Genomic DNA, 14,603 nt, shown 5'->3' with positions numbered 1-14,603 from the left:
CGGCCCCTTGGGGCCGCGTTTTCCGTTTTAGTTCACCGATTTGGCTTCAACCAGCGTCGGGGCATTGCTGGTGATCTCGATCCGGCGGGGCTTCAGCGCCTCGGGTACTTCGCGAATCAGGTCGATATGCAACATACCATTTTCGTGGCTCGCGCCTTGGACGCGGACGTGGTCGGCCAGTTGGAAACGACGCTCAAACGCGCGGGTGGCGATGCCGCGATGCAGGAATTTGCGCGTGGTCGTGTCATCAGCCTTGCGGCCGGTCACGATCAGCGCATGGTCACGCAGCTCGACATCCAGATCGGCGTCGGCGAAACCTGCGACAGCGACCGAAATGCGCCATGCATCATCGGCGGTTTTTTCAATGTTATAGGGCGGATAGTTGGTTTGGCCGGCGTCCGCGCTTAGGGTGCGGTCAAGCATATCGGCGATTTGATCAAAACCAACGGTTGCACGGTGCAGCGGTGCAAGATTAAAGGTACGCATGGTCATCCTCATGTAAGCGATAACAAAGGTTTAGCCCTCCATTCGATGGCAGGGCGGGTATTGCGGGCCCGCGAGGCGGCATCCCGATGACCTTCATTTGGGGGTGATTTTGGGGGATTCAAGACCCTAGCGGCGCGGCTCGGCCCCGCTGCTGGCAGAGGCGTCAAAGGCGGCACGCAATGCGCCGATTTGCTGGGGCAGGTTCACCCCAACCACCACATCGCGCCCGCGCATCTGCCCGATGGCCGACACCAGCGCGACGATCTGCGGCGTGCCGCCGCGATTGGCCAGAATCGGCGCGCCCGAGCCGCCAACCTGCAAAGCGCAGCCGAAAATGTAAACGCCGCCATCTTGTGCAATGCGGCGACATTCATCCTGCGTCTGATGCGCGCCCGCCGGGCCTGTGCCATAGGCAATGACGTTCAGCGCCCCTTCCAACGGGATGACGCTGGCGATCGGCAGCGGGGTTATACCGGCCAGCGGGGTGATGGGTTGATACAGCTCGAGCAGTGCAAGATCCGCGCGGCTGCGGGCGGCTGCGCCACTGGCGCGGGTGTCCGGTTGGTGGTCGGGGTGGATCACGATGCGGCGGATCTGACGGTACGCATAGGCGCGGCCGTTGGTAAATCCGGCTTGAAAAACAATGTCCTGCGCTGGAATGCGTGCGCCGGTGTCTGCGTCGAACAGGCAATGCGCGGCCGTCAGTACCTGATCTGGTGCGATCAGTACGGCGGTGCAATGACCGGCGTCCTCGATTTCGATCCGGCCAACGGCCCCTTCGCGCGCGTGATCCTGCGCAAGGGCGGGCGCAGCGGACAAGAGGGCCGCGATGAAAACAGGCAATACCTTTGGCATGACGTGCCTCCTATGCCTTTGTTGCAAGGCGGGACTGCTCGCACAAGGCATGACATTTTCACTTTCTTGCGCGAATGAGATAGCAATAGGCGCAGGCGGTCGCAGGGGACGCGGATGAATCTGATCGAGTTGTTAATTATCATCGGGTGGAAGGATCTGGCCGTGCTGGCGATGATCGCGGTGATCTGGCTGGTTCTGGGCTTTGTGATCGAACATCCCTCGGCGCGGCGCCCGTCGGTCTCGCGGCTGATGGAGGGCTATCGCCGCGCCTGGATGGAGGATTTCAGCAAGCGCGAGAATCGCGTGTTCGATGCGACGATTATCTCTAGCCTGCGGCAGTCGACCTCGTTCTTTGTCTCGACCTGCCTGCTGGCGGTTGGCGGCCTTTTGGCGCTGATGGGGAATATCGACCAGTTAAGCGGCGTCGCCGAGCAACTGACCCATCAAAACGAATCGCAATTGCTGTGGCAGCTGCGGCTGCTGCCCGCGACGGTATTTCTGATCATCGCCGTGTTGAAATTCATCTGGTCGAACCGGTTGTTCGGCTATTGCTCGATCCTGATGGGATCGGTGCCGATCGATAAGGACAGCCCCCAAGGCCCCGCCCGTGCGGCCCGCGCCGCCGAGCTGAATATCCGCGCCGCCATATCGTTCAACCGCGGTCTGCGCGCGATGTATTTCGCGCTGGCGACGCTGGCTTGGGTGATGGGCGATGCGCTGCTGGTGATCTCGGTTCTGGCCGTCACGGGCTTTCTGTGGTCGCGCGAATTCGCGTCACGCTCGCGCGATGTGATGTTGGACGGCGCGGACGACCACTAAGCGTTCGCCCGCCGCCCCTCGCGCAGCCAGCCGGTCAGCATCAGCGCCGCCGCGATCAGCAGCCAGCCCCAAGGCGGCAGCAAGGCGTTGATATCTAGCGCCGTGACCCGAGACACATCGCGCGGCGTGATGCCGATCCAGCCCTCGCCAAAGGCGCTTTGCCCGGCGCGGGCGGTGCGGATATCGGGCGTGCCATCTGACAGATGCACCACCCCGCCACCTGTCGCGGTGGTTGCGGGCGACAGGATATCAGCGGTCGCGATGGTTTCTTCGAATTCGCGCGGCTGGGCGGGGCCAGCCGCGATGACAGCGTCCAATTCGCCATCCGTCAGGCGGTAAAGACCGGCCTCGGGCGCGCGGAACAGTGCCTCGAACCGGCCGGGGGCGACTTCGGTCGGTTGCACGGTGACGGTGCTGCCATCGGGCTGGGTGATGGTGACCTGTGGCGCATCCTCGGCCATGGTGCGGCGGATGATGCGCAGGGTCTGGCCCTGCGGCTCGGCCCAAAGGGCCTCTTCCTCGAGGTCCGGCTCTTGCATCAGCCAATGCGCAAGGCGGCGCAGCAATTCGTTCTGCGGGCCGCCGCCGTCAAAGCCGCGTGTCCACAGCCATGCCTGATCGGATGACATCAGGGCGACACGCCCTTCGCCCACGCGGTTCAGGATCAGCAGTGGATTGTCGCTTTCATCCGCCATGACGATCTCGGCATTCGGATCGGGCGTCACAGCCAGCAGACGCAGCCAACGGCCCCACAGCGGATTGCCATCCTCGTCCACGCCCGACAGTTCCGGCAGACCCGCCGTCACCGGATGGCGCTGGCCAAGTTCGGTCAATTGCGGGCGGAAGGCCTGATCGAACACCTGTCCGGTGGGCCGTGCGGGCAGGATGAACCCCAGCGGGGATCGCGCGATGGATTCCGCACCCGCAAATTCCGGCCCCGTCGAGACCAGTACCGCGCCGCCACCTTGCACGTAATTGACCACATTCATCATGTAATCATCGGGGATCAGCCCCCGGCGGCGATCGCGGTCAAAGATGATCAGATCGAAATCGTTGATCTTATCGACGAACAATTCACGCGTCGGAAAGGCGATCAGCGCCAATTCCTCGGACGGGGTCGAATCGACAGCGTCCGAGGGGCGCAAAATGGTGAAATGCACCAGATCGACGGCGGGGTCGGATTTCAGCAGATTGCGCCATGTCCGCTCGCCGGCATGTGGCTCGCCCGAGACCAGCATCACGCGCAGTCGGTCGCGCACGCCGTTGATCTGAACGACGGCGGTGTTGTTGCGGTCGGTCAACTCGCCATCCGCGGTGGGCGTTTGAAACTGCAACACGTTCATGCCGCCATGGGGCAGCGTGAGGGGCAGTTCGATATCGCGGCCGACGGGGACGGTGAACGTCATCGGATCGCCGCCGTCGATGGCGATGGTCAGCGGCACGGGGCCGCTCTCTGGCGCAGCGCCTTGATCCTCGATCCGCAGGGTCAGGGTGACAGGCTCGTCCAAAATGGCAAAGGCGGGCGCATTGCGGACAATCAGGCGGCGGTCCCAGTCGTCTGGCTCGCCGGTCAGCAGCAGATGGGTCGGCGCGGGCAATTCGGGCGTCACGGCCAGATCATGGGCGCGGCCATCGGTCAGCAAGATAATCCCGGCAATGCGCGCAGCGGGTTCCTCGGCCAGCGCGTTCGACAGGGCGGTCAGCAGGCGGGTGCCATTGTCATCCTCGCCATTGCGGACAGGGATGATGCGCATTTCGGTATTGGGCAGGGCCTCGATCTGGCGGGTGATCTGATCAAGGGCGCTGGCTGTCTGCGCCTCGCGCGTGCCGATGCGCTGGCTGGCGGTTTCATCCACCACGACCAGCACGATATCGGACAAAGCATCGCGCGTCTCGCGCATCAGCGATGGGTTCGCCAGCGCCAGCGCCAGTGCGAGCGCCGCCAGCGCGCGCCACCCCCAGCCGCCAAGGCCGCGCCACAATGCCAGCAGGCCGATGACCAGCGCCAGCGCCAGCGCCGCCCAGACCAGCGGCCAGCTCAGCAGCGGCGCAAAGATAACCGAGCCTTCCATCAATTCCCCAAACGGTTCAGCAATTCAGGCACATGTACCTGATCTGATTTATAGTTGCCGGTCAGCACATGCATCACCAGATTAACACCAAAGCGCAAAGCCATTTCCCGCTGGCGGTCGCCAGCAAGACCGCGCCCCACAGGCAGCAGCGGCGCGCCATCGGGCCGTGTGGCCCATGCGCCCGCCCAATCATTCGCGCCGATGACCACGGGCGTTACATTGTCGTTGAGGTTGCGAAAGGGCATGCCCTCTGCCAGTTCCTCGGGCGGGGCGGCCTCGACCCACAGGTCGCTGGTGAACCGCCCCGGCGCGCTTTGCAGCAGGTAAAAGCTGCGCGTCAGGATGTGGTCGGCGGGCATCGGCTCGAGCGCGGGAATATCAAGGGGCAGTGCAATTTCCTGTAGGCGGCGGCTGGCAGGTGTCGCGCCAAAGGCGCCGATTTCCGCGTCGCGCGTGTCGAAGACGATCATGCCGCCGGTGCGCAGGTAACGGTTCAAACGCTGATAGGCCTCGCGCGAGGGCAGCGGGCTTTGGGCGGTCACCGGCCAATAGATCATCGGAAAAAACGCCAGCTCGTCGGTATCCAGATCCAGCTGGATCGGGCGGCTGGTGACAATCGTGCTGCGCAGGGCCAGCGCGCGCGACAGGCCCGTCAGCCCCGCCGAGACGATGCTATCCACCTCGGGATCGCCCGAGGATACATGCGCCAGCACCACTTGGGAGGTGGCCGAAATTGCGAAACCTGCGTCGAAATCCTGCGCGCTGGCAGGGCGCGGCAGCGGGGCAAGCGCGATCAGCAGCAGTGCCGCCAAACCGCGCCCGCGCAGGCGCCCCGACAGGGCGGCGCTGGCCAGTGTATCCACCAACAGCAGCACGATTGCGGCCATCAGCAACCACGGGCGCAGCGCAACCGCCGCCGCACCATCGCTGCCCAAAACCTGCACCCCAGCGGGCCAGATGGCCGGGGCCAGCGTGTCACCCGCGCTCATCGCATTGACCGCGATCCGCCGCCCTTGGCCCGCATAAAGACCTGGCGGCGTTGCGGCGGCGGCCCGCGCGACGGCCAATTCCTCGCCGGTGATCGGGGCCAGACTGTCACTGCTATGCAGCGCGCCAAAGGCATCCAGCACCTGATCGGGGGCCCAGCGCGTGCCCGCCAGCGAGGCCTCATCCAGCGCGGTGCCAGAGGCCAGCGACAGGCGCTCGAGCATCTGAACGAACAGGCCAGAGAGCGGCAGATTCGACCATTCGGGGGTGGCGGTCACGTGAAACAGCACGATCTGTCCCTGTCCCAGCATTTCGCGCGTGACCAGTGGCGTGCCGTCGGACAGTTGCGCAATGACCCGCGCGGCAAGGGTGGGGTCGGGCTGCGCGACCACTTGCGCGGTGACCTCGACATCATCCGGCACCGTCAGGCCAAAGAAAGGCGATCCTTCGGTGAAAGCGGCCAGTGTTTTAGGCTCACCCCAACTGAGGGCGCCACCAACCGACCGCCCGCCTGCGCGCAGGCGCACCGGCAGCAGCGGATCAACCGCGCCGCGCCCCATATCAGAGGCGGCAAGGCGCGGCCCCGCAAAACGCACCAGCAGCCCGCCTTGATCGACCCAAGTCTCGAGCGTTGCGGTCTCGTCAGGGGTCAGGTTGGCGATGTCGACCAGCACGATCACATCGGGGCCCGCGCGCATGGCGGTGGGCAGGTCGGTCTCGATCAGATCGGCGCTGGGGGCAAGGGCTTGGCGCAGGTAATGCGTGGGCGACAGCAGGTTCACCGCCTCGCTGCCGCCAGCAGGTGCGATCAGCGCAACCTCGCGGCGGCGCAGGCGATCATCGGCAAGTGCGGTTGCACCTGCCGAGGGCGCCGTGCCAAGGTCAAATCGCGTCATACGCGCCAGCAATTCAGGTGGCAGTTCAAAGCGGACATCGGCTGCCGTCGCATCGGCGGCAAAATCCGCGCTCGCCGTAGCCAGCGTGCGGGCGATGCCATTGGGATCGGTGCCTTGGGCCAGCACTGGCAGGCTGAACGCCGGGCCTGCGGTGCTGCGCTGCACTGTCAGATCGACGCCGCCATCCTCAAAGACAGGCGGCAGGATCGCAAAGGTTGGGGCGGTTGCCTCGATCACCTGCAATGTGCCGCGCTGTTGCAGGGCGTTGGCCAATTCCGCGCGGCTGCTGCGCGCAAGGCCGTCTGACAGCCAGATCGTATCAAACGTGCCGTCGATCGTCTCTAGCCAAGCGGGGAGGGCATCGGGTTGCCATGCGCGGGGCTGCAGCCCCTCGATCATGCCTTGCAGATCGGCGGGGTTGCGAAACAGCGGGCCATCTGGCGTGGGGGCCGTCAGCACCTCGATCGCGGTGGGGCGGTCCGCTTCGCCCGCAATCGTGGCAATACGTGCGCGGGTGGCGTCCCAATCTGCCGCTTGCGCCCAAGATCCATCGACCAGAATCAGTAAAGGCCCGCCGCCCGTGACACGCGTTGTGCTGTTCAGTACCGGACCGGCAAAGCCGAGGATCAGCGCCGCCACAGCCAGCGCACGCAGCAGCAAAAGCCACCACGGGGTGCGGGCGCTTTCCGCCTCGGGATCGGGGATGCCCAGCAGCAGCGCGACGCCCGGAAAGCGCCGCGTCAGTGGCGCGGGCGGCACGGCGCGCAGCAGCCACCACAATGCGGGCAGGGCGATCAGGCCCAGCAGCAGCCATGGGCTGGTGAAAATCAAACCGCTCATGCCGATACCCCATCAAGCGCGCCGTAAAGCCACAGCAGCGACTGGCTGGCGGGCGTATCGGTATGCAGCGTGTGAAAGCGCCAACCCGCGCTGGCGGCCAGCCCAGCGACCGCATCTTTGCGGGCGGCAAGGCGCGCGCGATAGGTCTCGCGCAGGGCATCGGCCTTTAATGTGTCGTGCCGGATTGCGCCGGACATGCTGCGAAACAGTGTGCGGCCGGTGAAGGGAAAGGATTCCTCGGTGGGGTCCAGCACCTGCACCAACAGCCCCGTGCAACCGCGCCCCGTGGCGCTGGCAATATAGGCTTCCAGCGCCGCCAGATCGCCAAAGAAATCCGAAAAGATCACCACTTGCCCGCGCGGCGGTGCCATCGCGGGCGGGGCGCTTGCGTAATCATGATCGCCTTGATGCAGCAGCGCGGCGGTCAGGCGTTCCAGTTGCAAGCGGCCGCGACGGGGGGGCAGGTCGGCGGTCAGATAGCCGATCCGCTCGCCGCCGCGTTCCAGCAAAACCGCCAGTGCCAGCGCCAGTCGCTGCGCGATCTGCGCCTTGCTGGGATGGTTCGCGTCCATCGCATAGCGCATCGCGGCGCTGTCATCGACCCAAAGGCTGAGGCTTTGCGCCAATTGCCATTCGCGATCCTGCACAAAAGCCGTATCCCCCCGGGCCGAGCGGCGCCAGTCGATGCGGCTGGCGTCATCCCACGCCTCGGCCGGACGGTATTCCCAGAACGTATCGCCCAGACCCGCGCGGCGACGGCCATGCGTGCCGGGGGTGATCGTCGCCGCCAGCGCACGTGCCGCGGCCAGCAGGGCAGGCAAGGCATGGGCCAGCTTTTCGCTGTCAGCCCGCAGGCCCGTGTGCAGATCAGCAGAATGGGCGGTTTGATCGCTCATGCGGCGGCATCGAGGCCTGTGGTTTCAGTCACAAGGCGGGCGACCAGCGCGGCCACAGTCTCGCCCCGGGCGCGGGCGGCAAAGCTGGCGGCCATGCGGTGGCCAAGGACGGGGCCTGCCAGCGCCGCCACATCGGCCATGTTGGGGGCAAGACGTCCGTTCAGCAGCGCCTCGGCCCGTGCCAGCAGCATCAGCGCCTGCGCGGCGCGGGGGCCGGGGCCCCAGGTGATATTCTCGCGGATGTAATCGGGGGCGGTGGGATCGTCGGGACGGCAGGCGCGCACCAGATCAATGATCGCATCGACCACCGTTTGCCCCACCGGCACGCGGCGCAGCAGGGTTTGGGCGGCCAGCAGTTGATCGGGGGTAAAGATCGCCGTCGCCTCGGCCTCGTCCGTGCCGGTCGTGGCCAGCAGGATCTCGCGCTCGGTCTCGCGGCTGGGGTAGGGGACGTCGATCATCACCAAAAAGCGGTCGAGCTGCGCCTCGGGCAGGGGATAGGTGCCCTCTTGTTCCAGCGGGTTCTGCGTTGCCAGCACATGGAACGGGCGACCCAGCGGGCGGTGCTGACCGGCGATGGTCACCTCGCCTTCCTGCATCGCTTGCAGCAGCGCGGATTGGGTGCGGGGGCTGGCGCGGTTGATCTCATCCGCCATCAATAGCTGGCAGAACACCGGCCCTTCAATAAAGCGGAAGCTGCGCGTGCCGTCGGCTGCGGTTTCCAGCACTTCCGACCCCAGAATATCGGCGGGCATCAGATCGGGGGTGAACTGCACGCGGCTGGAATTCAGCCCCAGCACCTGCGCGATCGTGCCGACAAGGCGCGTTTTCCCCAGGCCCGGCAGACCCACCAGCAGCGCGTGGCCGCCCGCCAGTACAGCCCCCAGCGCCAGATCGACGACCCGTTCTTGTCCGATCACGCGGCGGGCAATACTGGCGCGCGCGGCGATCAGTTGGGTTTGCAGGGCCTCTACCTCGGCTAGCAGCGTGTCGTCGTTGGACATGGGTCCCCCAAAATCGGTTCTGTGATCGGTTTAGGTCTAACCATAGAGGGGCAAAACAGAAAAACACAGATGGGTGAAAGAATTTCCCGCTCTTGCGCCAAGCTTGGCCTGCGCGCACCATGGGACCATGACCCATGATGCGCCCCTTGCCAATCACCTGACCCGTTGCCCCACCGCCTTTGATCCCGCACGGGGGGCGGATGTTGTCCGTCTGTTGCCTGATCTGCCAGCGGATATTGCCTCCTTGATTGCGGGCACCGCGGGCTCTAGCCCCTATCTGGCCCGCCTGATCGAGCGTGAGCATGACTGGCTGGCCCCGGCACTCGATGCGCCGCGCCGTGCGGTGGATCAGGTGATCGCCGCACTCGGCGACATTGCGCCCGATATTTTGGGCGCGGGACTGCGGCAGGCGAAACGGCGCGTCGCGCTGATTGTGGCATTGGCTGATCTGGGCGGCGTCTGGCCGCTAGAGGATGTGACCGGCGCGCTGACCCGTCTGGCCGATGCCGCAACCGATGCCGCGATGAAAGCTGCGCTTATGGCCGAGGTGGCGCGCGGCAAGCTGCCGGGCATGAGCGCTGACGATGTGCAATCGGGGGCGGGAATGGTCGCGCTGGCGATGGGCAAGATGGGCGCGGGCGAGCTGAATTATTCGTCCGATATCGACCTGATCTGCCTGTTCGACGATAGCCGCTTTGACCGCGACGCCTATCCCGATGCGCGGGCCTCTTATGTGCGGGCGACGCGCAAGATGACGGCGCTTTTGTCGGATATCACCGCCGAGGGCTATGTCTTTCGCACCGACCTGCGCCTGCGCCCCGATGCGTCTGTCACGCCCGTTTGCGTCGCCATGAGCGTGGCCGAGCAATATTACGAGGCCGAAGGGCGCACATGGGAACGTGCCGCCTATATCAAGGCCCGCGCAGCGGCAGGCGATCTGCAGGCGGGGGCGCGATTCTTGCGCGCGCTGCGCCCCTTTGTCTGGCGGCGGCATCTGGATTTTGCCGCTATTCAGGATGCCCATGACATGCGCCTGCGCATTCGCGATCACAAAGGTCTGAATGGCAGGCTGAACCTGCTGGGCCATAATATGAAACTGGGGCGCGGCGGCATCCGCGAGATCGAGTTTTTCACCCAGACCCGTCAGCTGATCGCGGGCGGGCGCGATGACAGCTTGCGTCTGCGTGGCACGGTGCCGGGTCTGATGCGCCTGAGCGAAACCGGTTGGATCACGCCCGAGGTGGCCGAGGATCTGACCGATCACTATCGCGCGCATCGGCTGGTCGAGCATCGCCTGCAAATGCTGAACGACGCCCAAACCCATGATCTGCCGGTCACCGAGGAAGGCTTTGCCCGCCTTGCCGCCTTTATGGGCACCAGCACCGCCGATCTGAAAGCCGACCTGACCCGCCGCATCAAGGCGGTCGAGGCATTGACCGAGGATTTCTTTGCCCCCGACGACAGCGCAACCGCGCGCGAGGCTGATTTTGGCGCCGAGGTGATTGCGCGCTGGCGCTCTTATCCCGCGCTGCGATCCGTGCGCGCCGGGCAAAGCTTTCGTCGCCTGCGCCCGCGCATCCTGTCGCGCCTGCAACAAGCCGCAAAGCCCGAAGAGGCGCTGGCGGTCTTTGATCAATTCCTGTCCGGTCTGCCTGCGGGCGTGCAATTGTTCGCGCTGTTCGAGGCGAATGAGAACCTGCTGAACCTGCTGATCGACATTTGCGCGACGGCGCCCGCGCTCGCGCAATATCTGTCGCGCAATGCGGGGGTGCTGGATGCGGTGATCGGTGGCAGCTTTTTCGCGCAATGGCCCGATGATCTGCCCGCCGAGCTGCACACCGCCATCGCCCGCGCCCCCGATTACGAGGCAAAGCTGGATGCCGCGCGGCGCTGGATGAAGGAATGGCATTTCCGCATCGGCGTCCATTTCCTGCAGGGGCTGACCGATGCCGAAGGGGCAGGCACCCAATATGCGGCGCTGGCCGATAGCGTGTTGCAGGGAATCTGGCCGGTTGTCAGCGCGGAATTCGCCCGCCGTCATGGAGCGGCACCGGGGCGCGGCGCGATTGTGGTTGGGATGGGCTCGCTGGGCGCGGGGCGGCTCCATGCGCAATCGGACCTTGACCTGATCTTGATCTATGATGCGCAAGGCGTCGATGCCTCGGACGGGCCGCGCCCCTTGGCGGTGTCCAGCTATTTCGCGCGGTTGACGCAGGCCTTGGTCACGGCGCTTTCCGCGCCCATGGCCGAGGGACGGCTTTACGAGGTGGATATGCGTTTGCGTCCCTCGGGGCGGCAGGGGCCGGTTGCGACAGGCTGGGGCGCGTTTCGCGCCTATCAAACGGATGAGGCCTGGACATGGGAGCATCTGGCCCAGACCCGCGCGCGTCCCATCGTGGGCGACGCCGGCCTGATGGCGGAATTCGAGGGGTTTCGCCGGGATTTGCTGGCGCTGAAAGCCGGCGGGGCAAAGGTGCGCGCTGATGTGTTGGACATGCGCGCCCGTATCAGCGCGGCAAAACCGCCGCAGGGCGATTGGGACGCCAAAATCGGCCCTGGTCGTTTGCAAGATATCGAATTGTTCGCTGAAACCATGGCGCTGCTGGCCTCCAATCCGGCCCGCACAGTGCAAGACCAACTGGCCGTCGCCGATCTGCCCGAAGGCGAGCGCCAAACCCTGCAAATCGGCGCGCGATTGTTCTGGCAATTGCAATCCGCGCAGCGGCTGCTGACGGCAGGGCCGTTATCAGCAGATGCGTTAGGCGCGGGCGGGCGGGCGTTCTTGCTGCGCGAGACCGGCCAGCCTTCGGTCGTCGCACTGAACGCCGCGATCGAGCAGGTGGCAGCACGCGCCGCAGGCGTGATCGAAACACATCTTTCCGCGGACGGGCAAAGCGCCTAAATGGGGCCATCATGACAGAACATACACCAGATCCCGCCACCACCTATGCCACCGTCCGCCTTTCGCCAAAGGCCGACGCCCGCGCCATCCGCCACGGTTTCCCGTGGGTCTACAGCGATGAGCTGGTGCTGGATCGTCGCACCAAGGCGCTGACCCCCGGCACGTTCGCCGTGCTAGAGGATGCCGAGCGTCGCCCCATGGCGATCGTCACGGTGAACCCCGCCAGCCGTATTGCGGCGCGCGTGATGGATCAGAACATCGAGGCCGTGATCGACACGGCGTGGCTCGCTGCGAAACTGACCCGTGCGCTGGCGCATCGCACCCGCCTTTACGATCAGCCGTTTTATCGCCTTGTCCATGCCGAAGCTGACGGTCTGCCGGGCGTAGTGATTGACCGCTTTGGCGACACCGCTGTGATCCAGCCCAATGCGGCATGGTCCGAGCGGATGGTGGAAAATCTTGCCGATGCACTGGCGGAGGTCACCGGCGTTACGACGATCATCAAGAACGGCGAAGGCCGCGCCCGCAGCCTTGAAGGTCTGCCCGAGGAAATGGCCGTGCTGCGCGGCACTGCGCCCACGGCGCCCATTGCCGTGCCGATGAATGGCGCGACCTATATGGCCGATGTGATGGGCGGTCAGAAAACCGGCCTGTTCTATGACCAGCGCCCGAACCATGCCTTTGCCGCCAGCCTGTCGCGCGGCGTCAAGGTGCTGGATGTGTTTAGCCATGTCGGCGGCTTTGCTTTGGCGGCTTTGGCGGGTGGCGCGGCCAGCGCGCTGGCGGTTGATGGATCGGAAAACGCCCTGACATTGGCCAGCGCAGGGGCGGCGGCGATGGGGGTCGAGGATCGTTTCGCCACCCGCAAGGGCGATGCCTTTGCCACGCTCGAGGCTTTGGCGGCCGAGGGTGAGACGTTTGATATCGTGATCTGCGACCCGCCCGCCTTTGCGCCCAATAAAAACGCGCTGGAAGCTGGGCTGCGTGCCTATGAACGCATCGCCCGCCTTGCCGCGCCCTTGGTGGCCGAGGGCGGCTATCTGGTGCTGTGTTCCTGCTCGCACGCCGCCGATCTGACGAAATTCCGCAACGCCTCGGCGCGCGGGATCGGGCGCGCTGGGCGGCGCGGTCAGATCATCAACACGGGCTACGCCGGCCCCGACCACCCGCTGCTGCCGCATCTGGCGGAAAGCGGCTATCTGAAGTCGGTCTTTTTCCGGCTATGAGTGCCAAACATGAGTGAAAGCCCGCGCGTTGTCGTCGACACCTGCGTCCTGTTCCCAACGGTCCTGCGCGAGCTGACCTTGGGCGCGGCGGCGCGGGGGCTGTTCCGGCCGCTATGGTCGGAACGCATCTTGGGCGAATGGCAGCGCGCGGTGATCAAGCTCGGCCCCGCTGCCGTCGCGCAGGTCGAGGGAGAGATCGCCATGGCGCGTGTGCATTTTCCCAAAGCGCTGGTCAGCTATCAGCCCGCGCTGGAGGAACGGCTCTATCTCCCCGACCCGAACGATCGTCATGTGCTGGCGGCGGCGATTGCGGGATCGGCGGATGCGATCCTGACAATGAATGCCAGCGACTTTCCCCGCAATATTCTGTCCGAAGAAGGCGTCCTGCGCGTTGATCCCGATGGGTTTTTGACCGATCTGGCCCAAAAGCATCCCGATCAGATGCGCGCGGTTGCGGACGAAGTTCTGGCGCGCGCCAATCATTTCGCGCCAAAGGATGCCGCGCCTTGGCGCCTGCGTGCGCTGCTGAAAAAGGGGCGACTCAATCGCCTGGGCAAGCTACTCGACCCTTAGGCCCCATTTGGCGGCATTCGCCTCGATCGCGGCGATGCGCTGGTCGGGGCGGGGGTGCGAGATCAGCCATGCTGGCTGCGCGCCGAGGTTTCCGGTCATGCCGTCCAGCTTTTTGAACATCGAAATCTGATGCTGCACGCCGATCCCGGCGCGGCCCAGCAGGGCGGTGGCATAGGCGTCCGCCTCGTATTCATCGCTGCGCGACAGGCGCGCGGCAAAGGCGCTGGCCGCAAGTCCGGCCAGCCACGGGCCAACGCCCGGCAAAAAGCGGCCAAACAGCACCATCAGCGCGGTGCGCAGGGCGTTTTGTCCGGCAAAGTCAAAGATACGCCGCTTGCCATGACCCAGCGCGACATGGCCGAGCTCATGCGCGATGACGCTGGCGATTTCCTCGGCGGTGATTTCGCCCGCTGCATAGGCCTTGAGAAACCCGCGCGTGATGAAAATCCGGCCATCGGGGGCCGCAAGGCCGTTGATCGCCGCAATCTCAAGGATATGCACTTTCACCGTCGGCAGATCCAGCGCGCTGCCCAGCTGTTTCGCCATGGCGTTCAGGCGTGGCTCGACCAGCGGGGTGGATTGTCGGTCCAGCATCTGCCGCGTCCGCCGCACCGCCAGCCAATAGCTGACCAGCGGCCAGGCGATCAGCAGGACAAAGGGCAGCAGGCGCAGCACCGCGGCGCCTTAGCTGGCCATGCGGGTGATAACGATCAGCGCGGTGACGCCGATGATAAAGCCGAACACCCCGTGAACCGCCGCCCATTGCGCCAGATCCAGCGCCTTGCCACCACGACGCGATGCGCGCCATGCGCCAAGGGCGGCGCCCAGTATCAGACCAGCAAGGGGAAGGAGCATGGTTTTGTCCGCATAAAGTGTTGCAATCTGCCTCATGCCCTAGCTGTTGTGGTCTGTTCTGTCCATACCGGTCACGAAACTGCCACCTGTTTCAGCAAATGGTGAAGTGATGAGCCGCATATTCAGTGAAACGCAATTGTCGCGTGACTTTGTTCTGACAGGACGCTAATAGCCGCTCATCAGGGGAGCTGG

General features: G+C 65.2%; 12 protein-coding genes. 4 read left to right on the top strand and 8 right to left on the bottom strand.

Annotated features, from left to right (window positions below):
* Positions 1-27 precede the first annotated feature (27 nt).
* Both KVU_RS07900 and KVU_RS07895 read right to left on the bottom strand, forming a co-directional pair.
* Complete coding sequence (locus KVU_RS07900) at positions 28-486, bottom strand: Hsp20 family protein (protein ID WP_013383024.1); 459 nt, start codon at positions 484-486, stop codon at positions 28-30.
* Positions 487-612: 126 nt separating this feature from the next.
* Entirely contained in the window at positions 613-1,341 is a 729-nt protein-coding gene (locus KVU_RS07895) for a trypsin-like serine peptidase (protein ID WP_013383025.1), read from the bottom strand.
* A gap of 114 nt (positions 1,342-1,455) precedes the next feature.
* On the opposite strand from KVU_RS07895, the gene KVU_RS07890 reads away from it, so the two are divergent.
* Positions 1,456-2,160, top strand: a complete 705-nt coding sequence (locus tag KVU_RS07890; RefSeq protein ID WP_013383026.1) for a DUF599 domain-containing protein — start codon at positions 1,456-1,458, stop codon at positions 2,158-2,160.
* On the opposite strand, the gene KVU_RS07885 is transcribed toward KVU_RS07890, so the two are convergent.
* The 4 genes from KVU_RS07885 to KVU_RS07870 are packed head-to-tail and all read right to left on the bottom strand — an operon-like array spanning position 2,157 to position 8,855.
* Positions 2,157-4,232, bottom strand: coding sequence for a membrane protein (locus KVU_RS07885; RefSeq protein ID WP_014537861.1), 2,076 nt, complete (start codon positions 4,230-4,232; stop codon positions 2,157-2,159). The genes KVU_RS07890 and KVU_RS07885 overlap by 4 nt on opposite strands.
* Complete coding sequence (locus KVU_RS07880) at positions 4,232-6,955, bottom strand: DUF4159 domain-containing protein (protein ID WP_014537860.1); 2,724 nt, start codon at positions 6,953-6,955, stop codon at positions 4,232-4,234. Before KVU_RS07880 ends, KVU_RS07885 begins: the two co-directional genes overlap by 1 nt.
* Positions 6,952-7,851, bottom strand: coding sequence for a DUF58 domain-containing protein (locus KVU_RS07875; RefSeq protein WP_014537859.1), 900 nt, complete (start codon positions 7,849-7,851; stop codon positions 6,952-6,954). Before KVU_RS07875 ends, KVU_RS07880 begins: the two co-directional genes overlap by 4 nt.
* The gene (locus KVU_RS07870; RefSeq protein ID WP_013383030.1) at positions 7,848-8,855 is read right to left on the bottom strand and encodes an AAA family ATPase; all 1,008 of its coding nucleotides are present in this window, start codon (positions 8,853-8,855) and stop codon (positions 7,848-7,850) included. The genes KVU_RS07875 and KVU_RS07870 overlap by 4 nt, the downstream gene beginning before the upstream one ends.
* Before the next feature lie 127 nt (positions 8,856-8,982).
* Here KVU_RS07870 and KVU_RS07865 point away from each other — a divergent pair, with 127 nt between their 5' ends.
* From KVU_RS07865 to KVU_RS07855, 3 genes are read left to right on the top strand one after another with little or no spacing between them, the layout of a single operon-like run.
* On the top strand, positions 8,983-11,757 hold the full coding sequence (locus KVU_RS07865) for a [protein-PII] uridylyltransferase family protein (protein WP_014537858.1): 2,775 nt from the start codon (positions 8,983-8,985) through the stop codon (positions 11,755-11,757).
* Between the two features lie 11 nt (positions 11,758-11,768).
* A complete protein-coding gene (locus KVU_RS07860) occupies positions 11,769-12,983 on the top strand; it encodes an RSP_2647 family RNA methyltransferase (RefSeq protein WP_013383032.1) in 1,215 nt (404 codons plus the stop codon).
* A gap of 9 nt (positions 12,984-12,992) precedes the next feature.
* Positions 12,993-13,556, top strand: a complete 564-nt coding sequence (locus KVU_RS07855; RefSeq protein WP_013383033.1) for an RSP_2648 family PIN domain-containing protein — start codon at positions 12,993-12,995, stop codon at positions 13,554-13,556.
* On the opposite strand, the gene KVU_RS07850 is transcribed toward KVU_RS07855, so the two are convergent.
* Both KVU_RS07850 and KVU_RS07845 read right to left on the bottom strand, forming a co-directional pair.
* Complete coding sequence (locus KVU_RS07850) at positions 13,542-14,231, bottom strand: M48 family metallopeptidase (RefSeq protein WP_014537857.1); 690 nt, start codon at positions 14,229-14,231, stop codon at positions 13,542-13,544. The genes KVU_RS07855 and KVU_RS07850 overlap by 15 nt on opposite strands.
* 9 nt (positions 14,232-14,240) lie before the next feature.
* Entirely contained in the window at positions 14,241-14,411 is a 171-nt protein-coding gene (locus tag KVU_RS07845; RefSeq protein WP_236953071.1) for a hypothetical protein, read from the bottom strand.
* Positions 14,412-14,603: the final 192 nt, after the last annotated feature.

This window comes from Ketogulonicigenium vulgare WSH-001, assembly GCF_000223375.1.
Taxonomy (GTDB): Bacteria; Pseudomonadota; Alphaproteobacteria; order Rhodobacterales; family Rhodobacteraceae; genus Ketogulonicigenium; species Ketogulonicigenium vulgare.
Note: the sequence above shows the minus strand (reverse complement) of the source record. Positions and strands in the feature narration are given on the sequence as shown.